27 protein-coding genes are annotated in these 23,867 nt (G+C 63.7%); 15 read left to right on the top strand and 12 right to left on the bottom strand.

Annotated features, from left to right (window positions below; genetic code table 11):
• Positions 1–187: 187 nt before the first annotated feature.
• Positions 188–592, bottom strand: coding sequence for a DoxX family protein (locus tag ACFFP0_RS01155; RefSeq protein ID WP_377254847.1), 405 nt, complete (start codon positions 590–592; stop codon positions 188–190).
• Positions 593–891: 299 nt separating this feature from the next.
• Between ACFFP0_RS01155 and ACFFP0_RS01150 the strand changes: the two genes are divergently transcribed.
• From ACFFP0_RS01150 to ACFFP0_RS01130, 5 genes are all read left to right on the top strand, one after another.
• Positions 892–2,265 (top strand): GH1 family beta-glucosidase, encoded by a 1,374-nt coding sequence (locus tag ACFFP0_RS01150; RefSeq protein ID WP_377254844.1) that lies wholly within the window; start codon positions 892–894, stop codon positions 2,263–2,265.
• A gap of 296 nt (positions 2,266–2,561) precedes the next feature.
• Positions 2,562–3,599 carry a methionine ABC transporter ATP-binding protein gene (locus tag ACFFP0_RS01145; RefSeq protein ID WP_377254850.1) on the top strand — a complete coding sequence of 346 codons (1,038 nt, stop codon included), beginning with the start codon at positions 2,562–2,564 and terminating at the stop codon, positions 3,597–3,599.
• On the top strand, positions 3,589–4,257 hold the full coding sequence (locus ACFFP0_RS01140; protein WP_377254841.1) for a methionine ABC transporter permease: 669 nt from the start codon (positions 3,589–3,591) through the stop codon (positions 4,255–4,257). The genes ACFFP0_RS01145 and ACFFP0_RS01140 overlap by 11 nt, the downstream gene beginning before the upstream one ends.
• A gap of 55 nt (positions 4,258–4,312) precedes the next feature.
• Positions 4,313–5,089: a MetQ/NlpA family ABC transporter substrate-binding protein gene (locus tag ACFFP0_RS01135; RefSeq protein ID WP_377254839.1), complete on the top strand. Its 777-nt coding sequence runs from the start codon at positions 4,313–4,315 to the stop codon at positions 5,087–5,089.
• Positions 5,090–5,206: 117 nt separating this feature from the next.
• Positions 5,207–7,405, top strand: a complete 2,199-nt coding sequence (locus tag ACFFP0_RS01130; protein WP_377254836.1) for a putative bifunctional diguanylate cyclase/phosphodiesterase — start codon at positions 5,207–5,209, stop codon at positions 7,403–7,405.
• A gap of 21 nt (positions 7,406–7,426) precedes the next feature.
• On the opposite strand, the gene ACFFP0_RS01125 is transcribed toward ACFFP0_RS01130, so the two are convergent.
• The gene (locus tag ACFFP0_RS01125) at positions 7,427–7,984 is read right to left on the bottom strand and encodes a hypothetical protein (RefSeq protein ID WP_377254833.1); all 558 of its coding nucleotides are present in this window, start codon (positions 7,982–7,984) and stop codon (positions 7,427–7,429) included.
• Positions 7,985–8,069: 85 nt separating this feature from the next.
• On the opposite strand from ACFFP0_RS01125, the gene ACFFP0_RS01120 reads away from it, so the two are divergent.
• Positions 8,070–8,573, top strand: coding sequence for a hypothetical protein (locus ACFFP0_RS01120; RefSeq protein WP_377254830.1), 504 nt, complete (start codon positions 8,070–8,072; stop codon positions 8,571–8,573).
• Positions 8,574–8,621: 48 nt separating this feature from the next.
• Here ACFFP0_RS01120 and trhO read toward each other — a convergent pair whose 3' ends face one another.
• The 3 genes from trhO to ACFFP0_RS01105 are packed head-to-tail and all read right to left on the bottom strand — an operon-like array spanning position 8,622 to position 11,048.
• On the bottom strand, positions 8,622–9,566 hold the full coding sequence (trhO, locus tag ACFFP0_RS01115; RefSeq protein WP_377254827.1) for an oxygen-dependent tRNA uridine(34) hydroxylase TrhO: 945 nt from the start codon (positions 9,564–9,566) through the stop codon (positions 8,622–8,624).
• 17 nt (positions 9,567–9,583) lie between these two features.
• On the bottom strand, positions 9,584–10,576 hold the full coding sequence (locus ACFFP0_RS01110) for a CHAD domain-containing protein (protein ID WP_377254824.1): 993 nt from the start codon (positions 10,574–10,576) through the stop codon (positions 9,584–9,586).
• On the bottom strand, positions 10,551–11,048 hold the full coding sequence (locus ACFFP0_RS01105) for a CYTH domain-containing protein (RefSeq protein WP_377254822.1): 498 nt from the start codon (positions 11,046–11,048) through the stop codon (positions 10,551–10,553). Before ACFFP0_RS01105 ends, ACFFP0_RS01110 begins: the two co-directional genes overlap by 26 nt.
• Positions 11,049–11,310: 262 nt before the next feature.
• Between ACFFP0_RS01105 and ACFFP0_RS01100 the strand changes: the two genes are divergently transcribed.
• The 4 genes from ACFFP0_RS01100 (at position 11,311) to ACFFP0_RS01085 (ending at position 13,873) form a co-directional block, all read left to right on the top strand.
• Positions 11,311–11,949, top strand: coding sequence for a 2-dehydro-3-deoxy-phosphogluconate aldolase (locus ACFFP0_RS01100; RefSeq protein WP_377254819.1), 639 nt, complete (start codon positions 11,311–11,313; stop codon positions 11,947–11,949).
• Between the two features lie 203 nt (positions 11,950–12,152).
• Positions 12,153–12,860 carry a tellurite resistance TerB family protein gene (locus tag ACFFP0_RS01095; protein ID WP_377254816.1) on the top strand — a complete coding sequence of 236 codons (708 nt, stop codon included), beginning with the start codon at positions 12,153–12,155 and terminating at the stop codon, positions 12,858–12,860.
• 105 nt (positions 12,861–12,965) lie between these two features.
• The gene (locus ACFFP0_RS01090; protein ID WP_377254813.1) at positions 12,966–13,676 is read left to right on the top strand and encodes a GNAT family N-acetyltransferase; all 711 of its coding nucleotides are present in this window, start codon (positions 12,966–12,968) and stop codon (positions 13,674–13,676) included.
• Positions 13,673–13,873 (top strand): hypothetical protein, encoded by a 201-nt coding sequence (locus tag ACFFP0_RS01085; protein WP_377254809.1) that lies wholly within the window; start codon positions 13,673–13,675, stop codon positions 13,871–13,873. The genes ACFFP0_RS01090 and ACFFP0_RS01085 overlap by 4 nt, the downstream gene beginning before the upstream one ends.
• Positions 13,874–13,880: 7 nt before the next feature.
• Here the strand turns inward: ACFFP0_RS01085 and ACFFP0_RS01080 are convergent, their stop codons facing one another.
• The 3 genes from ACFFP0_RS01080 to ACFFP0_RS01070 all read right to left on the bottom strand — a co-directional run bounded on the left by ACFFP0_RS01080 (position 13,881) and on the right by ACFFP0_RS01070 (position 16,563).
• A complete protein-coding gene (locus tag ACFFP0_RS01080) occupies positions 13,881–14,939 on the bottom strand; it encodes a nickel/cobalt transporter (RefSeq protein WP_377254806.1) in 1,059 nt (352 codons plus the stop codon).
• Entirely contained in the window at positions 14,933–15,577 is a 645-nt protein-coding gene (locus tag ACFFP0_RS01075) for a DUF1007 family protein (protein WP_377254803.1), read from the bottom strand. Before ACFFP0_RS01075 ends, ACFFP0_RS01080 begins: the two co-directional genes overlap by 7 nt.
• Positions 15,578–15,669: 92 nt before the next feature.
• Complete coding sequence (locus ACFFP0_RS01070; protein ID WP_377254800.1) at positions 15,670–16,563, bottom strand: LysR family transcriptional regulator; 894 nt, start codon at positions 16,561–16,563, stop codon at positions 15,670–15,672.
• Between the two features lie 546 nt (positions 16,564–17,109).
• On the opposite strand from ACFFP0_RS01070, the gene odc2 reads away from it, so the two are divergent.
• From odc2 to ACFFP0_RS01055, 3 genes are all read left to right on the top strand, one after another.
• Complete coding sequence (gene odc2, locus ACFFP0_RS01065; RefSeq protein WP_377254798.1) at positions 17,110–18,243, top strand: ornithine/lysine decarboxylase; 1,134 nt, start codon at positions 17,110–17,112, stop codon at positions 18,241–18,243.
• A 142-nt stretch (positions 18,244–18,385) separates the two neighbouring features.
• Entirely contained in the window at positions 18,386–18,952 is a 567-nt protein-coding gene (locus ACFFP0_RS01060) for a GNAT family N-acetyltransferase (protein ID WP_377254795.1), read from the top strand.
• A 242-nt stretch (positions 18,953–19,194) separates the two neighbouring features.
• Positions 19,195–19,884: an OmpW/AlkL family protein gene (locus tag ACFFP0_RS01055; RefSeq protein ID WP_377254792.1), complete on the top strand. Its 690-nt coding sequence runs from the start codon at positions 19,195–19,197 to the stop codon at positions 19,882–19,884.
• Positions 19,885–19,962: 78 nt separating this feature from the next.
• Here ACFFP0_RS01055 and ACFFP0_RS01050 read toward each other — a convergent pair whose 3' ends face one another.
• Complete coding sequence (locus tag ACFFP0_RS01050; RefSeq protein WP_377254789.1) at positions 19,963–20,181, bottom strand: tautomerase family protein; 219 nt, start codon at positions 20,179–20,181, stop codon at positions 19,963–19,965.
• A gap of 28 nt (positions 20,182–20,209) precedes the next feature.
• A complete protein-coding gene (locus ACFFP0_RS01045; RefSeq protein WP_377254786.1) occupies positions 20,210–20,950 on the bottom strand; it encodes an SDR family oxidoreductase in 741 nt (246 codons plus the stop codon).
• 101 nt (positions 20,951–21,051) lie between these two features.
• On the opposite strand from ACFFP0_RS01045, the gene ACFFP0_RS01040 reads away from it, so the two are divergent.
• Positions 21,052–21,945 carry a LysR family transcriptional regulator gene (locus tag ACFFP0_RS01040; RefSeq protein WP_377254784.1) on the top strand — a complete coding sequence of 298 codons (894 nt, stop codon included), beginning with the start codon at positions 21,052–21,054 and terminating at the stop codon, positions 21,943–21,945.
• Between the two features lie 41 nt (positions 21,946–21,986).
• Here ACFFP0_RS01040 and ACFFP0_RS01035 read toward each other — a convergent pair whose 3' ends face one another.
• Positions 21,987–22,226 (bottom strand): hypothetical protein, encoded by a 240-nt coding sequence (locus ACFFP0_RS01035; RefSeq protein ID WP_377254781.1) that lies wholly within the window; start codon positions 22,224–22,226, stop codon positions 21,987–21,989.
• Positions 22,226–22,492 carry a hypothetical protein gene (locus ACFFP0_RS01030; RefSeq protein WP_377254779.1) on the bottom strand — a complete coding sequence of 89 codons (267 nt, stop codon included), beginning with the start codon at positions 22,490–22,492 and terminating at the stop codon, positions 22,226–22,228. The genes ACFFP0_RS01035 and ACFFP0_RS01030 overlap by 1 nt, the downstream gene beginning before the upstream one ends.
• Before the next feature lie 242 nt (positions 22,493–22,734).
• Between ACFFP0_RS01030 and ACFFP0_RS01025 the strand changes: the two genes are divergently transcribed.
• A complete protein-coding gene (locus tag ACFFP0_RS01025; protein WP_377254776.1) occupies positions 22,735–23,784 on the top strand; it encodes a serine hydrolase domain-containing protein in 1,050 nt (349 codons plus the stop codon).
• Positions 23,785–23,867 lie beyond the last annotated feature (83 nt).

Raw genomic sequence — 23,867 nt, 5'->3', positions numbered from 1 at the left:
CATTCCCGCCGACGGCGCCGTCCTCTACCCGACCGTCGACGACGGCCTCGACGGCGTCGCCTTCGTCCAGGCCTGCGTCGCCTCCTCACGCAAAAACGGCGCATGGGTCAGGCTCTAGCACGCACATCACCGGCGCATAACCGGAGCTCCCCCCGCCCGGCCTTCCCCGGAAAGCCCGCAACCCGCGTCAGGCCGCCGCAGCCCGTCTGTTCTTCATCGCCGCGTCGACGCTCATCGGACCGCCGCCGGCTGCGAAGAGGTAGAGAAAGACGAAGCAGAACAGGATGGCGGCGACGCCGCCGTTTTGCGCCGGAAAGAAACCTCTCGGGAAATGGCCGATGAAATAGGCGAAAGCCATGAGGCCGGAGAGGACGAAGGCTGCGGGACGGGTCTTGAACCCGATCAGAACACAGAAGCCCAGGACGAGTTCGAGAAGCCCGGCGGTCCAGGAAAGCGACCAGGCCGGCGGCACACGGTCGGTGGCCGGAAACAGAAGGATTTTCTGTGTTCCGTAGCTGAAAAGCACAAGGCCCGCCACGGCACGCAGCAGGCTCAGGAAACAGGGTTGCAGGTTACTGATCGTCTTTTGCATCGTTTATCCAGTTGCTTGTTGATCGCGCTCTTTTGCCTCCGCCCGGCGACGGGCGACAACACACGTCTCCTGACATTGGCGTGAGCATGGGCCGGATATGATGCGGCGCAATTCTGCAACGTTTCAGGATACGGGGTCTTGACGCTGTACAAGCGCCGCTATGTTGGTTAAACGGCCGGCCAGCATGGATGGACGGCCTTTAGAGCGCCGTGCGTCCTTTGGGACGCACAAAGGACGCTCTACCTTATTGAAAGCACGATGCTGCAGGGCCTGTAGCGATCAGAGATGGTGCCGATCCGATGATTGATCCCAAGACTTTTGCCTCCCGCTTCCCCGGAGACTTCCTCTGGGGCGTGGCGACCGCCTCATACCAGATCGAGGGCTCGACCAGGGCCGGTGGCCGGAAACCTTCCATCTGGGATGCGTTTTCCAACATGCCGGGCCGGGTCTACAACCGCAATAACGGCGATGTCGCCTGCGATCACTACAATCGCTGGGAATCGGATCTCGACCTCATCAAGGACATGGGCGTCGAAGGCTACCGCTTCTCGATCGCGTGGCCACGCATCATTCCCGACGGCACCGGCCGTATCAACGAGGAGGGGCTCGATTTCTACGACCGGCTGCTCGACGGCATGAAGGCGCGCGGCATCGAGGCCTATGCAACGCTCTATCATTGGGACCTGCCGCTGATGCTGATGGGCGAGGGCGGCTGGACGGCGCGTTCCACGGCCTATGCGTTCCAGCGTTACGCCAAGGTGGTGATGGCCCGCCTCGGCGACCGCCTGGACGCCGTCGCAACCTTCAACGAACCCTGGTGCATCGTGTGGCTCAGCCATCTCTACGGCATCCATGCCCCGGGCGAGAAGAACATGGAGGCGGCGCTCGCCGCCATGCACCATGTCAACCTTGCCCATGGTCTCGGCGTCGAGGCGATCCGCCATGTCGCGCCGAACGTTCCGGCCGGTATCGTCATCAATGCGAACTCGGTCATTCCGGGTTCCGACAGCCCGGCGGACCTCGCGGCGGGTGAGCGCGCCCACCAGTTCCATAACGGCGTCTTCTTCGATCCCGTGTTCAAGGGAGAATATCCGCAGGCATTCCGGGAGGCGTTCGGCGACCGGATGCCGGCTGCCGAGGACGGCGACCTGGAGATCGTCAGCCAGAAGCTCGACTGGTGGGGGCTCAACTACTACACGCCCCTGCGCGTCCATGACGATCCCGAGCGCAAGGGCGATTTTCCCTGGACGGTCGAGGCGCAGCGCGCGAGCGATGTGAAGACCGATATCGGCTGGGAAGTCTATGCTCCGGGGCTGAAGCTTCTGGTCGAGGATCTCTACCGCCGCTACGACCTGCCGGACTGCTACATCACCGAGAACGGCGCCTGCTACAACATGGAGCCGGTGAACGGCGAGGTGGATGACCAGCCGCGCCTGGACTATTATGTCGAGCACCTTTCGGTGGTCGCCGATCTCATCCGCGACGGCTATCCGATGAAGGGCTATTTCGCCTGGAGCCTGATGGACAATTTCGAATGGGCGGAGGGCTACCGCATGCGGTTCGGGCTCGTTCATGTGAACTACGAGACCCAGGAGCGGACGATCAAGAAGAGCGGCAAGTGGTATCGCGAACTCGCCGCGCAATTTCCGAAAGGCAACCACAGGTCGGGATGATTTCGCAGGTGCGAGAAAGATTTTCCTGCATTTCAAAATAATCGAAAAATCATCCCTGTTAAACGGGAGCGTGTCCGGGCATTTATGCGGCATCAGAAGAGGCCGGCCCGGCCTCCAGTGAAAGCCGATCAAGATGCTCCGGAAAGTCTTCTGTCATCGAATGTGCCGCCTGGCCGCATGAACTGAATACGGCGATCCTGTCGCCGGGATGACCAGACTTAACCTGAGAGCCTACAATGACATTCGCACAAGCCGCGGCCCGGTCCGCGCCGGTCGCTGAGGCCGTTCCTGCTCCCATGGTGGCGTTCGAGGCGGTGACGAAACGCTTCGGCGGCAACGGCAAGAGCCAGTTCACCGCCCTTGACGGCATCGATCTTTCCGTGGCCCGCGGCGCGATAACCGGCATCATCGGCCGGTCCGGCGCCGGCAAGTCGACGCTCATCCGCCTCGTCAACGGGCTGGAAAAGGCGACGTCCGGCCGCGTGGTCGTCGACGGCGTGGAAGTCGGGGGACTTTCCGAAAACGGGCTTCGCGATCTTCGCCGCCAGGTCGGCATGATCTTCCAGCACTTCAACCTGCTCTCCTCCCGCACCGCGTTCGAGAATGTCGCGCTGCCGCTGGAGATTGCCGGCCTGCCTGCCCGGGAGATCCGGGAGAAGGTGGCGCCGCTTCTCGATCTCGTCGGTCTCGGCGACAAGGCGAACCGCTATCCGGCCGAGCTGTCCGGCGGCCAGAAACAGCGCATCGGCATCGCCCGGGCGCTCGCCACCTCGCCGAAGCTGCTTCTCTCCGACGAGGCGACGTCCGCGCTCGATCCCGAGACCACCCAGTCGATCCTCGATCTGCTCAAGCGCATCAATGCCGAACTCGGCCTGACGGTTCTTCTCATCACGCACGAGATGGAGGTGGTGAAGACCATCGCTTCCGATGTCGCCGTCATCGATCGCGGCCGGATCGTCGAGAAGGGACGCACCTTCGACGTCTTTACCGATCCGAAGCACGAGACGACCCGGGCACTGCTGGCCGGTCTTGCCGGCGCCAGGCTGCCGGAATCGATCGCCCGCAAGCTGGCCGCCGCGCCGCAGGCGGTTTCGCGCGCGGTCGTGCGCGTCACCTTTTTCGGCGAGACGGCGCAGCAGCCGCTGATCTCGAAACTCATCCAGGAACTGGGTTCGGAAGTGAATATCATCGCCGGCACGATCGACGAGATCGCCGGCGAGCCCTATGGGTCGCTGGTCATTTCCTACACGGCGACGCCGGAGGTGCTTGCCCGCGCCGAACGCTTCTACGTCCAGACCGGACTTCGAACGGAGGTGCTCGGCTATGTCTCCTGATATGCTGCTCAGCCTGCTTTCCAAGGCGCTCCTGCAGACGCTGCAGATGGTCGCCGCCGCCGGTCTCGTCGGTTCGCTCATCGGCCTGCCGGTCGGCGTCTTCCTCGCGACCAGCGGCAAGGGCGAACTCTTTCCGGCACCCGTCAGCAATCGCGTCATCGGGGCGATCGTGAACGCGGCGCGCTCGACGCCCTTCATCATCCTGGTCGTGGCGATCATCCCGTTCACCCGCCTCGTCACCGGCACCTCGATCGGCACCTATGCCGCGATCGTACCGCTCACGGTGGCGACCATTCCCTTCGTCGCGCGGCTTGCCGAGGCGGCGATCCGCGAAGTGGACAAGGGCCTGATCGAGGCCGCCCGGGCCATGGGCGCCACGCCTTTGCAGATCGTCTTCAAGGTTCTGCTTGCCGAAGCCAGGCCGGGCCTGACGCTGGCGCTCACCCTCACCCTCGTCAGCCTGGTCGGTTATTCCGCCATGGTCGGCGCGGTCGGCGGCGGCGGGCTGGGGGACCTCGGCATCCGTTACGGTTACCAGCGTTTCATGCCGGAGGTGATGCTCGCCGTCGTCGTGGTGCTGATCGTGCTCGTGCAGGCGATCCAGAGTGCCGGCGACGCGCTCGCACGCCGTTTCGACAAGCGCAACCGCAAGACCTGATTTTCGAAATCCAGCCTCCCAGGACTGGCCGCCACAACAACCAAGGAGACACCCAATGAAGAAGCTCATCATCGCGGCGGCGCTGGCCGCGTTCGCAGCCGCCCCGGCGTTCGCGGAATCGATCAAGATCGGCGTGACGCCCGGCCCGCATGCCCAGATCATGGAAAAAGTGAAGGAAGTCGCCAAGCCGAAAGGCCTCGACATCGAAATCCTCGAATTCTCCGACTATGTCGTACCGAACCAGGCGCTGGCAGACGGCGAACTCAACGCCAATTCCTTCCAGCACAAGCCCTATCTCGACAACCAGGTGGCCGACCGCAAGTTCAACCTCGTCGGCGTCGCCCAGACCGTCAACTTCCCGATGGGCGTCTATTCCAAGAAGGTGAAGAGCATCGGCGACCTCAAGGAAGGCGCGACTGTCGCGATCCCGAACGATCCGACGAACGGCGGCCGTGCCTTGCTCATCCTCGCCGATCAGGGCCTCATCAAGCTGAAGGAAGGCGCGGGCCTCAAGGTTACCCCGGCGGATGTCGCGGAAAACCCGAAGAAGATCGAATTCGCGGAACTCGACGCCGCCCAGCTTCCCCGTTCGCTGGACGATGTCGACGCCTCGGTGATCAACACCAACTATGCGCTCGAAGCCGGGCTCAACCCGAAGACGGACCCGATCGCCCGCGAAGGCGAGAAGGCGCCCTATATCAACATCATCGCTGTCAACGCCAAGGACAAGGACGCCGCCTGGGTCAAGACGCTGATCGAGGCCTATCACAGCGACGCGGTGAAGGATTTCGTCAACACCCAGTTCAAGGGCGCCGTGATCGCGGCCTGGTGATATAGACTTTCGTGAAATTACCGGAGGGCCGGGCTTCCAGGGCGAAGTCCGGCCCTCCGCCTTTAACGCTATCTGAAGGAATACCCGCGAAAGATGTACAATCTAGCGAGGTATTTCATGCGGTTTCTTCCGTCACGTTTCCGACGTACCGTTTCGGTCGGCCGTCGATCCGCCGTGACATCCATGCTGTTTGCATTTGCGGTCGTCGTGGCGCTGGTGACGATCTTCATCCTGACCGCGCTGGACCGCATCGCCGACTACGCCAACCGGGCGGACGACGCGCGCTCGCGGGAGACCATGGTCGGCGCGATCCGCACTTTCGAAAGCCAGCTCCACGCGACGCTGAACGACTATGCCGCCTGGGACGACGCGGCGAGGTTCGTCTATGCCGGCGACCGGGAATGGACCGTCAGCAACTACGGCGACATGACGGTCAACAGCGACCTCTTCGATACGGCTCTGGTCATGGACGCCCGCCGGAACGTCCTGATGGCCTATCAGGACGGCGCTCCCGTCGCCTGGTCGCCCTCGGCCTATTTCGATTCCTCCTTCTGGACGCTGTTCGAAAAGGCGTATTCCGCAGGGCCGGAGGCCGTGCCGGAAGCGACCGGTTTCGTCCGGACGGAAAAGGGACTGGCAGCCGTCGGGGTCGCGCTGGTCCGCCAGAAATCCGGCGCGCTGAACCAGCCGCCCGAGGACCGGCGCTACCTGGTCTTCGCCCGCCATCTGGACGAGGCGAAGATCCGGGACCTTGCGGAAACCTATGTCATCGAGGGACTTCGTTTCGCCGGCGCGGGCGAGGCGGCTCCGAATGGCGTCGACATCCGCAATGCCCACGACACGCTGCTGCGGCAGTTCGTCTGGCCGCCGCGCCTGCCGGGCGACATGGGTTATGCGCAGGTTCGGCCGCTCGTCTATTGCGCGCTTGCCATGGTCGGCCTATTCTTCCTGCTTCTCTTCGTCAGTGGCAGCAATACGCTGAACCGGCTGAAGGCGGACGAGGCGGCCGCGCGACGGCTCGCGATGAGCGACCGGCTGAGCGGGCTCCTCAATCGCGCCGGCTTCTTCGCCGCGCTGGACGGGCTGGTCTCGGCAAGCCGCCGCGACGGGACCGATGTCGTCCTGCTTTATCTCGATCTCGACGGTTTCAAGGAGGTCAACGACGCCTACGGCCATGGAACCGGCGATCGGCTGATCCGCGGTGTCGCCGCCGGCCTCAAGACGCTTGTCGGAGACGAGGCGACGCTGGCGCGCGTCGGGGGCGATGAATTCGCCATCGCGCTTTCGACCGGGCAGGTGGCCAAGGCGGTGGAAAGCCTGAGCGATCGCATTCTATGCTTCTTCGACGAACCTTTCGTGATCGGCGAGCGGGTGGCGACGATCGGCACCAGCATCGGCGTCGCGATTTCTCCGCAGGGCGGGGTGTCCGGCGAGGAACTGGTGCGGCATGCCGACATGGCGATGTACCACGCCAAGGAGACGGGCGGCGGCCGGGCCGAGTATTACCGACTGGAGATGGATGCGGAGCGCGAAGGCCGCAACCTCCTGGAGATCGATCTGCGGGCGGCGATCGAACAAAGCGAGCTGCATGTGGTCTACCAGCCGGTGGTCGATGCGAAGACGTGGCGGCTGGTCGGCGTGGAAGCGCTTGCCCGCTGGAATCGCAAGGGGCACGGCCCGGTGTCGCCCGACATCTTCATTCCGATCGCCGAATCGACCGGGCTGATCGACCAGCTCGGGATATACGTGCTGCATCGCGCCTGCGAGACGATCGCCGGATGGCCGGAACTGCGGCTTTCGGTCAACATCTCACCGGGCCAGTTCCGCGATCCGGCCTTCGTCGCACATGTCGGAGCCGTCTTCCGCGATACGCGGACGGACCCGGCGCGCATCACGCTGGAAATGACCGAGGGCTATTTCATCCAGAACCCGGAACGGGCCCGCGCGGCGCTCGCCAAGCTCAAGCGGCTCGGTGTCCGGATCGCGCTCGACGATTTCGGCGTCGGTTTCTCCAGCGTGGGATATCTCAGGCAGTTCGGCTTCGACCGGATGAAGATCGACAAATCGATGGTGCATGCGATGGACGACGGCGGCCGGGCCGTCGACATGCTGCAGGCGACCGTCGCGCTCGCCCGTTCGCTGGAGATTCCCGTCACGGCCGAGGGCGTGGAGACCAAGAGCCAGGCCCTGGCGCTGAAGCGCAGCGGCTGCGACGAGCTGCAGGGCTATCTGTTCGGCAAACCCATGTCGGCAGAGGAAATCAACACCATCTACCGCAACGACAGTTTTCCGGGCGTGACGGTCGCCTACGGCTGACCAAAGGAAGGGAATGTCTGTTCAGGCGCGGGCCGCAGTCAAGTCGGTGCTGCGCAGAGCCTCTTTATGAGGCGTGTCGTATTCCAATTCCGGAGCGGTTTCCGTCGTCACGACCTCTTCGGGTAGCGGCGTCATTCCGGTCCGAATGCCTTCGGCATGCCACCACATGGCGTCTCGCGGCATACGGGCGCGGCGCAGCGGTTCCAGTTCGGTAAAGATGAACCGGCGCCTATAGGCGCTGGGGCTTTCTGCGAGATAGAAAGGCTTCATCCCTTCCGGACCAAGGAACCATGGTCTTTTCAGGAAACGGGCGGGATCTTCGACCCAGCCGGGAGCAGGACCTAGCCGCCATCTCCGGCAGAGATGCTCCGCGATCGCCCCGATCAGGGCGTCGAGCCGTTCGTTGCCGGTCAGCGGAGGCTCGTCGATGAGACGTGCCTGCCTGCCGTCGAACGACGGATCGATATAAAAACCATCGAGAAAACTGGCGAGGTGATATCTGAACTCGCTACCTGTCTCCAGGTGCGAGCGGACGGCCGCGGCCAGCGTTCCAGGTCGGATTTGTTCGATTTGCCGCATTGTATTCGTCCACCAGGCTTTTGATCTTCGTGCTCATGCGCGCCGAAACAGCGGGAAGAACGACTCCCGGGATATTAGGGTAACATTGAGCCATGAGATCAACAATCTTCTCATAGGTATCGATCCCGGTGAGCGTCATGAGTGCTATTGCATCGGTCGCGTCCGTCAGGTTCTTTTCGTCCTCCTCTGCCCGGTTTGCCAGAATTTTCATGGCAAGAAGGTATTCTGGCGTCGGGGTGAAAATCCTCAGACCGACCGCCGATCCGTCTCTCGGATAGTCCCTGAACCGAAGAAGGTGAGGGGGCGGGTTTCCTCTCGGGGGCGCGAATTGCTTCGCAGCCTGATTCAGCCATTCTTCCGGAAGCCGCTTGCGCCGCGTGACGGTCTCCACGATCTTGCGGGCTTGATCCTGATGGTTGAGATAGACCGCATCCACATCTTCGGAGGCTGCGCGGATATTCGATGCCAGGACGAGGCAGGAGCCGCCGTAGACGGCCATATCCAGAACGATTCCGAGCTGCGACGCGAGTTCGCCGATGGCGTCAAAGGCGTCTTCGACCGTTCGTTTGTCCAGCCTCCTATCGATTGACATGCGCAATCTCCAAATGCGGAGAAGAGATCCAGACCTATTCCGCCGCTAGCTTCCGATATGTTTTTGGCCGCGCTTGCGGGCGAGGGCGATCTGGTGCTGCCGCTGGCGATAGCGCAACCGGTCCTCCTCCGTCCGCGTGTGGTAGCAGTTCGAGCAGGACACGCCCTCCTCGTAATAGGGCGAGGTGATTTCCTCGGCGGTAATCGGGTTGCGGCAGGCATGGCAGAGCCGGTGGTTGCCTTCCTTCAGCCCGTGCTCCACGGAGACGCGCTCGTCGAAGACGAAACAGGCGCCTTCCCAGAGGCTTTCCTCCTGCGGCACGTCCTCCAGATATTTCAGGATGCCGCCCTTCAGGTGGTAGACGTCCTCGAAACCCTGCTCCTTCATGAAGGCGGTCGCCTTCTCGCAGCGGATGCCGCCCGTGCAGTACATGGCGATCTTCGGCTTGTTGTGCAGGCCGGGATTGTTCTTCACCCAGTCCGGGAACTCGCGGAACGTCCTGGTCTTGGGGTCGACGGCGCCCTTGAAGATGCCGATCGCCGTTTCGTAATCGTTGCGCGTGTCTATGACGATCGTGTCCGGATCGGAAATCAGCGCGTTCCAGTCCCGCGGATCGACATAGGTGCCGACGATGCGGTTGGGGTCGATGTCCTCGACGCCCATCGTCACGATTTCCTTCTTCAGCCGCACCTTCATGCGCAGGAAGGGCATTTTCGACGCCCGGCTTTCCTTGTGCTCCAGCTTTGCGAATTCCGGCTGGGAGCGCAGGTAGGCCAGAAGACGGGCGATCGCCTCGTCCGAGCCGGCGACGGTTCCGTTGATGCCCTCGCGGGCGAGAAGCAGGGTGCCCCTGATGCCGTTTTCGGTGCAGAAATCCTGCAGCGGATCACGAAAACTCTCATAGCGTTCGAAGCGCGCGAAATGATAGAGCGCGGCCACGAGAAAGGCGCCGGTCGTTTCCGGGCGGTACTGGATCGGATTGTCTGTCATGGCGCTGGAATACAGGCTCAGGCCTGTTCGCGCAACGCGGTTTCTTTCGCGCCCGTTTCCGGTGTCTTGCGTATCCTTGCGGTCCTGCGCTCCTTGCGGGAGGCCGTGGCCGCCTTCTCCCAGAGCAGCGCGATCAGGGCGCTTTCCGCCTCGGGGCTATCGGCGAAGACGTCCTCGGCCTTTTCCAGGGCTTCGTGTCTCAGGGCCTGCTGGCGCGCGATGATGGCGCCGAGCATGAGCGCGAGCGTATCGCTGTCGCCGAAAAGCTCGGGGCTTTCGTTGACCAAGCCGGTCAGCACCGAAAGATCGTGCTCGTGGCCGAGCAGGTCGACGAGTTCCTTGGCCTGCCTCTGTTTGGCGAGCATGGCGGAGGGCCAGATGTCGTCCAGCAGCGAGAGGTGCATCCAATAGGTCTGGCCGCATTTGCGCAGCTCATGATAGGCCTCGGCGTCCGCATGCTCCTCGCAGGCGGAAAGCGCGCCATGCGCCCTCAAGCGCTGTTTCCGCCAGGCCTTGGCGAGCCGTTTCGCCGTCTTGCGGGGATCGTTGTCAAGTTCGAGTCCCTCGGTGGCGCCGATCGCCTCGCGGCAGGTGTCGACCGCCGCGGCCATCTTCGCCGGCAGATCATGCTCCTCCGAGGCGATCCGGTCGCGCCGTTTCGTCAGCGTCTTCGACGCGAAGGCGAGGGCGGCCATTTCCTCCGCCGAAACCGCCTGGCTTGCCAGGTAGTCCACGGTCTCCACCAGCGCGGTCGCATCCCGCACGGCCGATAGCGTCATCGCCATGTCGCGGATGCGGGCGTTCTCGCGCCGGCGAAACTCCCTCGCGTCCGGCTGGACCAGCCGGTAGAGGGCGCGCACGCGCTTGAATTTCTTGCGGGCGTCGTGGATCGCCTCGTGCGGGCCGTCCGGCTGCTTTTCCAGCAGGTGGATCGCCCTGGAAAGCTGGCTTTCCGCCACCGACCGGAATTCGGCGGTGAAGGATTTAGCGGGCCGCAGACGATAGGCCATGACAGAGTTCCCTGCTCAAATCTTCCGTTGCCATCACCACATTCGAATAACGCCGGTCGCCGGTGATCTCCCTGCCGATCCAGTCGGGAATATCCGGGCGCGCGTTCTCGTCCTCCACCTCCACCTCGGCCACGACAAGGCCCTTGTAGGTCCCGTCATAGACGTCGACCTCCCAGGTATAGCCCTCGTGCTCGACCTCGTAGCGGGTCTTTTCGAGCACGATGCCGACGGCGTTCCCCGCCATCTCCCTGGCATCCGACAGCGGGATGTCGTATTCGAACTCGTCCCGCGCGATGAGCTTGCGGCCGATCTTGATGGTGAGCCTGGCGCGGGCGTCATCCATGATCCGGATGCGCACCGAGCGATCCTCGCCGGAGGCGATATAGGCCTGCAGGAAGTTCGACGACGACGACACTTCGGAGCGCCAGCCATCGCCCTTCACGAGAAATTTGCGCTCGATTTCCTTGGCCATGTTTTGCCCACTCTGCTCAGGAACCTTTTTCAACCCTACCGCATAATTCCGGGGAGCGGAATCGATTTGAGGACAAAATTATGCAGCAGTTCTAGAGTGCTACGGCATCGTCCCGGCATCGGATACGACGCGGCCCCGCCGTGTCCGGCGCTTTGGAGCGGCAGGCCCGGCTTCTCGCCGGGCGGCATTTTTCCTCGACAATGACAGGCTTGGGCGCTATCTCCTTCATCGGATTTCAATCGTTTTAGCGGAGAAGATCGCCATGGCCGGCAAGACCGAAAAGCTGCTTTCCATCCTGAAACTGCAGCCGGTGGTGCCGGTGCTCATCGTCGACGACGCGAAGTCGGCGGTGGGGCTTGCCAGGGCGCTTGTCGCCGGCGGCCTGAAGGCGATCGAGATCACCATGCGCACGCCTGCCGCGCTCGATGCCGTGAAGGCGGTCGCGGCCGAGGTCGAGGGCGCCAATGTGGGTGCCGGCACGATCCTCAACGCCCGCGATTTCGATGCGGCCGTGAAGGCGGGGTCCACCTTCATCGTCAGCCCCGGCTCGACGCCGGGCGTGCTGGCCGCCGCCAACGATTCGCCCGTGCCGCTTCTGCCGGGTGCCGCGACGGCGAGCGAGGTGATGACGCTGCGCGAGGCGGGCTACGACGTCCTGAAGTTCTTCCCGGCCGAACAGGCCGGTGGCGCGGCTTACCTCAAGGCGCTTTCCTCGCCGCTCGCCGGCACGCTGTTCTGCCCGACTGGCGGCGTTTCGCTGAAGAACGCCAACGACTACCTGTCGCTGCCAAATGTCGTCTGCGTCGGTGGCTCCTGGGTCGCGCCGAAGGATCTCGTCGCGTCGGCCGACTGGGCCGGCATTACGAAGCTCGCTTCGGAAGCGGCGGCGCTGAAAGCCTGACGCCTGAAAGAAGCCTGTCGCGTGAAAAGATATACGCATGACAGGCTTCAGATTGTCATTTCCGTGCATGCCGTTGCCGCAAATTACTGCACGCTCCTGCGCGACATGCGTGAGGCATTTCCGCATCCGGCGAGCGCCCGTCTTTGTAATTTCACAATCGCATTCCTATCTTCCAGCGGAAAACGCTACAGGGAGATTGAGCGATGTTCGACGCCAAGAAGCTTCTCGACCAGTTCCTGGGTTCGCAGATACCCGGGCTCTCGGGAACGGTGAAGGAGAGGGCGGGGCAGGCGGGCCAGCTCGCCAAGGACAATCCGCTTGCCACCGGTGCGATCGTCGCAGCGCTTCTCGGCACCAAGGCGGGCCGGCAGCTTGCCGGCAATGTCGCCACCGTCGGCGGTCTCGCCGCGGTCGCCGGGCTCGGTTATCTCGCCTACAAGAACTACAAGTCCGGCCAGTCCCCGGAAGCGGCGCCCCAGCCGGCGCCGCAGGCCGATACGCCGCTGCCGCCGCCGCCGGCCGATTCCTCCTTCAGCACGCAGTCGCCGCTGCTCAGCAACGATTTTGCGCTCACGCTCCTGCGCGCCATGATCGCGGCCGCCAAGGCGGACGGACATATCGACGCGTCCGAGCGGGCCAACATCATGGACAAGGTGCATGCGGTCGATCTCGGTCCGGAGGCGGAGGCCTTCATCGAGAACGAACTCGCCAATCCGGTCGACATGGACGATCTCGTCGCCGCGGCCGGGACCGAGGAGCAGAAGGTGGAGCTCTACACGGCCACGCGCATGACGATCGATCCGGATACCCGCGCCGAGCGCGGTTATCTCGACCTGCTTGCCGGCCGCCTCGGCCTGCCGGATGCGCTGATCGATCATATCGACGCGACGGTATCGGCGGCGAAGGCCTGATCCTCACCCGGCCGGCGGGTTCCGGGGAGGGGTGGTCGCATGTCCACCCCGTTGCCTTTCCAATCCCGCTGGCCTAAGCCTCTTTGCTCAATTGCAGAGGCAGACATGCGCGATCTCAGGAACTATAAAGTGGCCGCTCCCGCCCCGGTCACCCTCAAGGGCAGGTTCGTCACTCTCGAGCCGTTCGAGAAGGAGAGGCATCTTCAGGCGCTGTGGGATGCGCTTGGAGGAGCGGAAGGCATCAACGATCTCCTGAAGTATTTTCCCAATGAGGAATTCAGGACCGCCGACGAGCTGGGCGCCTGGATCGACAATGCCCGCACGGCCTCGAACTGGGTGACGCTGGTGTTTCGCGAAAATGCCACCGGCAACGTGGTGGGAATGGCGAGCTATATGCGTCCCGACCCGAAGAACGGCGTGGTGGAGGTCGGTTCCGTCGCGCACGGGCTTTCCATGAAGCGTTCGCCGCTTTCGACGGAGGCGCATTACCTGATGGCGAAGCACGTCTTCGACGACCTCGGTTATCGCCGCTACGAATGGAAGTGCCACAACGGGAACGAGGCGAGCAAGACGACCGCCCAACGTTACGGTTTCAGCTTCGAAGGCATCTTCCGCCAGCACGTCATTTCGAGGGGAGCCAATCGCGACACGGCGTGGTTCTCCATGATCGACGGGGAGTGGCCCCTGCTGAAGGCCGCGTTCGAGGCATGGCTCGCGCCTGCGAATTTCGACCCGGAAGGCCGGCAGAAGCGGCGACTCGAGGACATCCGCCAGGAGATCGCGGAAGGCATGGCGGCCGGGGAGACGTTGCAGTGAGCCCCGAAAGCCGCTCTCAGGCGATTGCCGCCGCCGTCATCCTCGTCGTCGCCGGGCTGGTCATCTATTTCCTGCCGGCCATCGTCCTCGGCATCGGCAAGTTTTCGCCGGTGCTCGGCTTCATCGTCGGCGCCGCGCTGCTGCTCGGTTTCTTCGCGATCTTCTGGCTGAGGGCGCGCTACCAGCAGCGGAAATAGCGGGCGGTCAGCCGCCCGCCAGGCTCGATGCCTGCAGCGAGGCGCCGAGCAGCGACAGGCCGACCAGAAGCACGAAAAGCGCGCCGGCGATCTCGATCGCATGGGTGATGCGCCGTCCGGTCCGCGAACCGGGGCCGGCGATCCTGACCGCGACGTCCTTGGCGGCCACGGCCAGCACCGCGAGGATGGTGACGGTGATGGCGGTTCCGAGCGACATGGCGAGCACCGAGAGCACCCCGCCGAGGTAAAGGCTGTTCAGGAGCGCGAAGCTCATGACCAGGATTGCGCCGGAGCAGGGGCGCAGGCCGACCGCGACGATCGCGGACCAGGCCTCGTGCAGGCTGAAGTCCTTCGCTTTCAGCATCGCCGGGTCCGGCATATGGCTCGCGCCGCAGGTCTCGCAATATTCACCCCGGCCCGTGTGGTCGTGATCGTCGACCTCGACGGCCTGGAAGTTGAGCCCGGTGGAGCCGCGGCTTGCGTGCGAGCCGATGCCGGCCGACGCCGCGACGGGAAAGGCGACGACGCGCATCCTGAGCGCACGGATCTTCTTCACCAGGAGCCAGGCGCCGAAAAGGGCGACCAGCGCGAAGCTTGCGATTTCCATCGCCTGCGTCGCCTGGGTCATGGTGATGCCCGAGCCGCGCAGCACCAGAAAGGCGGCGCCGACGAGGACGATCGCCACCAGGCCCTGGAGCAGGGCGGAGACGAAGGAAATCGCGACGCCGCGCTTCAGGGCGATTTCGTTGGCGATCATGTAGGACGAGATCACCGCCTTGCCGTGGCCGGGTCCGGCGGCATGGAAAACGCCGTAGGCGAAGGAAAGGCCTATGAGGCCGGAAAGCGCCCAGGGGTCCTCGCGCATCGCCTTCAATGCGCCGGTCAGCGCCCGGTAGAAGGATTGCTGGTAGGCGTTGATCCAGGCGAAGAACGGGCCGAGCGGCCCGCCGATCGAGAATGCCGGTTCGGCGGACCCCACGCCCAGCGGCGACTGCCCGTGGGCCGCGCCGGCGACGGCCAGCATCGCGATGACGGCGAAGGCCAGGGCATGGCGGTTCTTCAGCATGTCACTTCCAGTCTGGTGGCGAAAAGCTTCGACATGTCGGTGCCGGTCGGATCGTTGAAGAAGGCGTCCGTTAACGATGTGCTGTTCTGGGAGATCACCTCGTCGGGGTCCGGCCGCACCACCTTGTGCTGGCACTTGCCGAAGCCGCTTCCCTGCACCACAAGGTCGCCGTCCGTCGGGAAGTCGATCGAGGTGTAGAGCGACGGATCGTAGATGCCGAAGGTGAGCCTGCCCTTGAGCGGCACCGGCTTTTCCGGCTTGACCGCGAAGATGACGAGGAGCTGGTTGCCGTCGAGCGACGTGTGGATGACGTCGGGCTTCTTGACGCCGACCGTCGCGCCGTTGAGGGTGATGGTCGTGAAATAGTGGAAATCGGCGAGCGACTTGCGCATCACCTCGCCAAGCTCGGCAAGTTCCCTGGCGTCGAGCTTCAGGTCGGTGTTCTTGTCGAAGTCGAGCAATACGCTGGAGGAGAAGACCTCGTCGAAGCGCCAGACGTTGCGCAGTTCGGCGATGTTGCCGTCGTCGCCGGCCACCACTTCGAGCCGCGCTTCCGCGAAGATATGCGGATGGGCGAGCGCCGGAAGCGGCAGGCAGGCGACCGCCAGCGCGGCAATGGTCAGGACCTTGTATCGCATTCCCTGTCTTGCACTCCCGCTTCGTCCTGCGTGCTGTGCAGCGCAAATGGGACGGAATTTCGACTCAACCGCTGCGCGGGGAGGGTAGCGGTTCAATGCTGCCGGCGGAACCAGGTGGAGAGGAAATCGACGAAGCTTCTCACCTTCGCCGGCAGATAGCGGCGATGCGGATAGACCGCATAGATGCCGCGGTCCTTGGCGATATATTCGTCGAAGAGGGTTACGAGCTCGCCGGACTGGATCGACGCATTGGCGATGAAATCCGGGATGATCGCGACGCCAAGCCCGGCGCGGGCGGCGCGCAGCGTCGCCTGCGGGCTGTTCACCTCGATCGGTCCGCTGACGGCGACCGAGATCATCGAACCGTCCCTGTCGGTGAAGCGCACATTGTTGTGCCAGCGGGAATTGGTGTCGATGATGAAGGGGACGCGATTGAGGTCCTGGGGGTGTTCGAGCGGGCCGTATCTGGCCACGACATCGGCGGTCGCCACGGCATAGACCCGGAAATCGGAGAGCTTTCTGGCGATGAGGCCCGAATCCTCCAGCTTGGTGATGCGGATCGCGAGATCGAAATTCTCCTCGATCAGGTCGACGAACCGGTCCTCCGCGACGATTTCCAGCGAAACGTCGGGATGCGACTTGGCGAAGTCGATCAGCGACTGGCCGACCTCGGCGTCGACGAAGGTGCGCGGCACGGAGACGCGAAGGCGCCCTTTCAGGTCCGCATTGTTCTCGCGCACCAGGTCGGCGAGGTTGTCGATCTCCTTGAGGATGTCTGCCGCGGTGCGGTAATAGGTATGGCCGGCCTCGGTCAGGGAGAACTGGCGGGTGGTGCGGTTGAGCAGCAGCGCGCCGAGATCGTCCTCGAGTTCGCGCACATATTTGGACAGCAACGCCTTGGAGCGGCCCGTGCGCCGCGCCGCCGCCGAAAAGCCTTCCGCTTCAACCACATCGATGAAGGCCCGCATGCGCGTCAGAGTATCCAAATGCCACTCCCTTGGTTGTGCGATGCCCTAGGTGGGAGTTTCCGGGGGATTGTGCAATGCGAATTTTCGATGACGGCCAAAAAAACTCTTGATTATGACCGCGAATATTCTTATCTCCCGGGCTGCCCAAAGTCGCACGTGCCTGTGGGTGTCCGCCGACCCTCGAACTGGGAAATATCCCTAAGGTGAGGTCATCGGTAAGGTACCTGGAACTAACCCCTCCAGTCGCTATTCCGGCCAACCGGGAAATGCGAGGACATCTTGAAGCAACGACGGTGCGGGCCTTTCTGGTCTCTGTAGGCTTTCCATCAGCCTGCAATTCTGAAGAGGCACACCATCATTGCCGGAAGTGCGGTAGGGAACCCCCTCCAATCCAAGGCAGACAAAGCCGGATCAAAGCTCGTGGCAGGGCGTTGGTCTACATACCGCGCGGTAGAGCGTGTTCACGGTACCGGTGTCTCCACCAACTGGGCCGAACGCATCCTCATCCGCCCTTTGTCCTCCGGTTCTTGAACCGGAGCTTTGAGATTTCGAAGGGACTGACCGATGACCACTGCTCGTATCCTCGACTTCATCAAGACCCGACGTCCGGAAGGACCGTGCCTTGTCGTCGATCTCGATGTCGTGCGCGACAATTTCCACGCCTTCCGTCATGCCCTGCCGGACAGCGCGATCTACTACGCGGTCAAGGCAAACCCGGAGCCGGCAATCCTGAAGCTGCTCGCCTCCCTCGGCTCGAGCTTCGACTGCGCGTCGGTCGCCGAAATCCAGATGGCTCTCGACGCGGGCGCGACCGCCGACCGCATCTCCTTCGGCAACACGATCAAGAAGGAACGCGACATCGCCCGCGCTTTCGCGCTCGGTGTCGGCCTCTTCGCCGTCGACAGCCACGAGGAAGTCGAGAAGATTTCCCGCGCAGCCCCGGGTGCGAAGGTGTTCTGCCGCGTGCTGACCGATGGCGAAGGCGCCGAATGGCCGCTTTCCCGCAAGTTCGGCTGCGTGCCGCAGATGGCCGTCGACGTGCTCGTCTACGCACACCAGATGGGCCTCGAGTCCTACGGCGTGTCGTTCCATGTCGGTTCGCAGATGACCAAGGTCGATGCCTGGGATTCGGCTCTTGCCGATGCCAAGCGCGTCTTCGCACAGCTCGCGAAGCAGGGCATCTACCTGCAGATGGTCAACATGGGCGGCGGTTTCCCGACCAAGTACCTGCGCGACGTGCCGTCTGCCGAAGCCTATGGCAAGGCGATCTTCGCTTCGCTCCGCAAGCATTTCGGCAACAACCTGCCGAAGACGATCATCGAGCCGGGTCGCGGCATGGTCGGCAATGCGGGCGTGATCAAGGCGGAAGTCGTCCTCGTGTCGAAGAAGTCGGATAACGACAACCATCGCTGGGTCTTCCTCGACATCGGCAAGTTCGGCGGTCTCGCCGAGACGATGGACGAGGCCATCCGCTACCCGATCCGCACGACGCGCGATCAGGACGAGATGGAGCCCTGCGTGCTGGCCGGCCCGACCTGCGACAGCGCCGATGTGATGTACGAGAAGAACATGTACCCGCTGCCGGTGACGCTCACCATCGGCGACGAGGTTCTGATCGAAGGCACCGGCGCCTACACGACCACCTATTCGGCGGTTGCGTTCAACGGCTTCGAACCCCTGAAGGCCTACGTCATCTAAGGGGCGGCTTGCCGCTCCCAAGGCGATCCTCGCCGATCGACGTGACCTGATTGCCGCGGCCCCCGTTCCTCCAGGCGGGAGCCGCAAATTCACAATGATCTTCCGACACCGTCTGAAACGGTTTTGAGTACGGGAGGCCAGGATGGCCACTGTTCTTGATTCTGTCCGCGCACTCTTTGCGCCCAACACCTTCACCATCGACGCCGAAACGCCGGCCGACGTGGTGGCTCGCGAAACCCTGCTCGACCGCGCCATGGGGGCGGATCGTCGCAGGAAGTCGTCGGAAAAGATCCGCCGCGGCCGCGTGCCGGCGGAAGGGCTGGCGCTCGTCGCCCGCGATGGCGCAGGCCATGTGATCGGCACGGTGCGGCTGTGGAACGTCGAGGCCGGCATCTCGCCGGACGGCCAGCCGCTGGACGCGCTGCTGCTCGGCCCGCTGGCCGTCGACGGCGCCCATGAGGGCAAGGGGATCGGCGGCGCCCTGATGCGGGCCGCGATCGCCGAAGCCCACAGCCGCGGCCATGGCGCCATCCTGCTCGTGGGCGATGCCGCCTATTACGAGCGGTTCGGCTTCTTCGCCGACAAGGCGCGGCATCTCGTCATGCCCGGCCCCTTCGAGCGCTCTCGTTTCCTGGCGCTCGAACTGAAGGCCGGCTGGCTGGAAGGTGCTGCGGGCATGATCGTCGCGAGCGGACGCAAGCTGGCCTGATCCAAGGCATTCGACGCACAGGCCCCGCGTCTCCCCGATCTGCCCGGACCCCGCCTCCGCGCGAAGCGTTCCCGTTGGAGCGCCCGCCCGGAGGCGGGGGTTTCCATGCGACAAATTGGCCACGGACGCCCGCAGTCCCGCATCCTTCGCGGACCGGTTGATCCTGATCAAACCGACCCTATCCCCAGCGGCCTACCGCTTCTCCCTGCAAAAAGATCATTGCTGATTCATGGAGAGGTCAAATGAACACGAGTGGTGTACGGCATCTGAGGTGGCTCGCAGGCGCCAGCGCGGCTTTTTTCGCATTCGGGGCGGCGGCGGCGGATTTGACGCCGGCCCCCGTTGCCCCGGTCGCAGAAGAAACGGTGACTGGGCAAAGCCCATGGCAGATCCGCGTGCGCGGCTTGGGCGTCATCACTGAGGACAAGGGCTCGGTGAAGGGCGTGCCGGGTTCGGATCTTTCCTATACCGACTCGGTCATCCCGGAACTCGACATCACCTATTTCTTCACCGACAACATCGCCGCCGAACTCATCCTCGGCACGACCTATGCGAACATCAAGGAAGACGGCGCCGTGGGCGTGCCGGTGGGCAAGGCCTGGCTGCTGCCGCCGACGCTGACGCTGCAATACCACTTCACGGATTTCGGCGCCTTCAAGCCCTATGTCGGCGCGGGCGTCAACTATACGTTCTTCTACAACCAGTCGGAAAAGTCCGGCTTCCACAACCTCGATATCGACAACCATGTGGGCGCCGCACTGCAGGTCGGCTTCGACTACATGATCGACCAGCACTGGGGCGTGAACTTCGACGTCAAGAAGATCTTCCTCGAAACCGACTGGAAGGCCGATCACGACGTGCTCGGACCGCTGAGCGGCAAGGCCAAGATCAATCCCTGGCTGATCGGCGCGGGTGTCACCTACCGGTTCTAAAAAGAACAACGAGGACGGTGGGTGGGCGGCGCGGCGAAAGCCGCGCCGTTTCCGTTCAAGCGGCCGCCGTCCGGAGGCTTATTCGCCGTCCCTTGCCCGATAGGCATCCGGGATGACGAAGATTTCGTCGGCGCGGGCATAACCGCCGTCCTTGACTTCCTCGATCAGCACCATGGTGTGCGGCCTTGCGGCTTCGGAAAAATATCCGACCAGCATGTCCGTCGTCCTGTGGACGATTTCCTCCTTCTGGGCGCGGGTGAGGGCGCCCTCCGGCGTCTTGATGTTCACGAATGGCATCGGGGGCTCCTTGTCCGTGAGAGGGGGCTCAGATCATGCCGCCATTGGCGCGGATCACCTGGCCGTTCACCCAGCCGCCTTCCGGGCTTGCCAGGAACGCGACGACCGAGGCGATCTCGTCCGGCCGGCCGAGGCGGCCCAAGGGGATCGTTCCGGCGATCCGCTGCACCAGGTCCTCGGACTTGCCGGTCATGAACATATCCGTTTCCACGGGGCCGGGCGCGACCGCGTTGACGGTGATCCCGCGCCGGCCGAGTTCCTTCGAGGCGACGTGGGTCATCGCTTCGATGGCGGCCTTGCTGGCGGCATAGGCGCCGTAGGTCGAGCCGTAGACGCCAACGACGCTGGACGAGAAGCCGATGATCCGGCCCCCGTCGCGCATGCGATTGCCCGCTTCGCGGATGCCGCGGAACGTGCCGGTCAGGTTGACCGCAATGTGCTGCTCGAACGCTGCGTCGTCCATCTCGGCCAGCGGCGAAAGCTTCATCGTCCCGGCATTGTTGACGAGGATGTCGACGCCGCCGAAGCTCTTTTCCGCGGCGTCGAACAGGTCGGCGGCGGCGTTCGGCACGCCGACATCCGCCTGCACGGCGATCGCCCGGCCGCCATCTGCCTCGATCGCGGCGACGACGGCATCGGCCGCATCGCGGCTCGTTGCATAATTCACCACGACGGCAATGCCGTCCTGGGCCAGACGCCGTGCAATGGCGGCGCCGATCCCTTTCGATGCGCCGGTGACGATCGCGACGCGTTGTCCGTTGATGGTCATGACAAACTCTCCTTCATTGACGAGGGAGAGATATTGCTGGCACTAATGGAGAACAATTGCCGGTGAATTGACATGAGAATTCGCCTGTGGTGAACAAAGCCATGGATCGTTTCGACCGCATGCAGCTCTTCACCCGAATCGTCGAGCGTGGCAGCTTTGCCGCCGCGGCGTCCGATCTCGGGCTTGCGCGCTCCACGGTCACCGAGGCGCTCAAGCAGATGGAGGCGGATCTCGGCGTGCGGCTTCTCGAACGGACGACCCGGCATGTGGCGCCGACGCTCGATGGCCGTGCCTTCTACCAGCGCTGCCTTGCGATCCTTGCGGAGGTGGACGAGGCGGAGAACATCTTTCGCGATGCGCAGCCGCGCGGCCTGCTTCGGGTCGATGCGCACGGGTTCCTGACCCGGACATTCCTGCTGCCGAGGCTGCAGGAATTCCTCGACCGATATCCCCTGCTCGATTTGCAGATCGGCCAGGGCGACCGGCTGGTGGACCTCGTCCGCGAAGGCGTCGATTGCGTCATCCGCGCCGGCGAAGTGGCCGATAGCGGACTGATCATGCGGCGGCTCGGGGTGATCACGGAGATGACCTGCGCCAGCCCGGCCTACATCGAAAGACACGGCATGCCGCAATCGCCCGATACGCTGACCGGGCATGTCGCGGTCGGCTTCATCTCGTCCCGCACCGGCCAGATCATGCCGCTCGAATTCATGGTCGGGGACGAGGTGCGATACGTCACGCTTCCCGGCCGGCTGACGGTGAACAATTCCGACACTCTGGTCGATCTCGCACGCCGTGGTTTCGGTCTCATCCAGGCGCCGCGCTATCGCCTGCAACGGGATGTGGACGAGGGGCTTCTGGTCGAGGTTCTCGCCGGCTTCCTGCCGCCGCCGACACCGCTCTCGGCGCTTTACCCGCAGAACCGCCAGCTTTCGCCCCGGGTGCGCGTCTTCATCGACTGGGTCGCCAGGGCGTTCGCGGAAGCCGGGTTGTGACCGGATCGTCCGCTATCCACGTCATTTCCCGGGAAATGACGTCACGGCCTGTAGATCGCCTGAAGTTTCGCAAGGTCGGCGATCTTGAGCTCGACGGGGTCCATGCCGTCGCGCGAAGGCCTGAACCAGGCGCAAGCCTCCCGCACCTGCCCGCCGTATGGCTCCGGATAGGCGGCAAGCCCCAGAACCCACTGGCGCACGATCTCCCGTTCCATGCGGCCCGCGGCATAGCGGTCGTGGATCGTCTTCGCCGAGGTGACGAGGTCTTCGATCGTCTTCATCAATGCACTGCCGGTTCAGGCCCGGGCTCGCCGAAAAACGACCGGATGCCGTCGCGTCCCACGGTTGCGAGAAACTCGTCGAAGGCCTCCCGGTCGGTGGCAAACGGCTCGTCCCAGGAGGTGACGTCGTCCTCCTGGGTGATGACCACCAGCGTCCAGTCGCCCTGGGTGCCGGCCGGACGGTAGATATCGACGAGAACGGTAACGCCGTCGTCGGTGAATTCGCCCGAGAGTTCGGAATGTTCGGTCTTGGGTGCTTTGGCCATTGCCTGTCCAATCGAGGAAGCGGATTTACGTTCCCGTACATCGCTTTCGCAGCCGATTCAAACAGGAGGATCGAACGGCCCTGCCGATGTCCCCGGCATTCACCTTCCATGGATGCGGGCCATGGATGCGGGACGAACACCGGCGAGGTTCAGGCCACCTTGCGCCTCACATTCCGTCACCTTGGTGTGAACCGGGCTTTTCGGCGGTATGCGCCGGCAGGCGATTGCCCTAGTTTCGCGGCATGCTGACACGCCGCGCCACGCTTCTGTCCCTGCCGTTCGTCCTTACCGCCGCTCGCGGCCTCGCACAGCAGGACGCTTCGCGGCTGCCGGTCCCGCAGCCGCCTCCGGCACCTCCGGACGCGTCGTTGAAGGCCGTGCTCGACGGGGCGGCGGAACTGGAGCCCCTGAAGGTCGTGCTTGTCTCGCGCAAGGGCGGGATGCTGACCGAACGTGCCTTCAACGGCCGTTCCATCGACGCTTCGACCAATATCAAGTCGGCATCGAAGTCGATCATCTCCTGCCTTGTCGGCATCGCGATCGACAGGCGGCTGCTCGACGGACCGGACCAGAAGGTCGCGCCGATCCTGAAGGCCGATCTGCCGCCAAACCCCGATCCGCGCATCCACGAGATCACCATAGGCAATCTCCTGTCGATGCAGGCCGGTCTGTCACGCATGTCCGGGCCGAACTACGGCCGATGGGTCGCGAGCCGCAACTGGGTGCGGTTTGCTCTTTCCGAGCCCTTCGATGGCGAGCCGGGCGGTTCGATGCTTTATTCCACCGCGTCCACGCATCTCCTTTCGGCAATCCTGACGAAGGTCGGGCGCAAGTCGACGCTGGCGTTGGCGCGCGAGTGGCTGGCGCCGGTCGACGGCTTTCGCATCGGGGCATGGGAGCGCGATCCGCAAGGCATCTATCTCGGCGGCAACCAGATGGCCATGACCGCCCGTTCGCTCATGGCCTTCGGCGAGCTTTATCGCCATGGCGGGCGGACCGGGGAGGGCGTGCAGGTGGTCTCCAAGGGGTGGATCGACCAGTCGTGGACGCCGCGCACCAATTCCCGCTTCTCCGGTGACGGTTATGGCTACGGCTGGTTCCTGCGCGATATCGGCGGCGAGGACGTGAAATTCGGCTGGGGTTATGGCGGGCAGATGGTCTATATCGTGCCGTCGCTCGACCTGACCGTGGTGATGACGTCCGACGACAGCGGCCCGTCGGCCCGCAGCGGTTATCGTGACGAACTGCACAACCTACTGGGCGAGATCGTCGAGGTCGTCAGGCAGGCCTGATGCGGCGACCGGTAAAATTCTAGCGAACGGGCGCACGATATCTAAAGGAGGTTGTATTACATTTCCCTTGAATTGGGACGGGA

Origin of the sequence: Neorhizobium puerariae (genome assembly GCF_042429745.1) — a bacterium.
GTDB lineage: Bacteria > Pseudomonadota > Alphaproteobacteria > Rhizobiales > Rhizobiaceae > Neorhizobium > Neorhizobium puerariae.
Note: the sequence above shows the minus strand (reverse complement) of the source record. Positions and strands in the feature narration are given on the sequence as shown.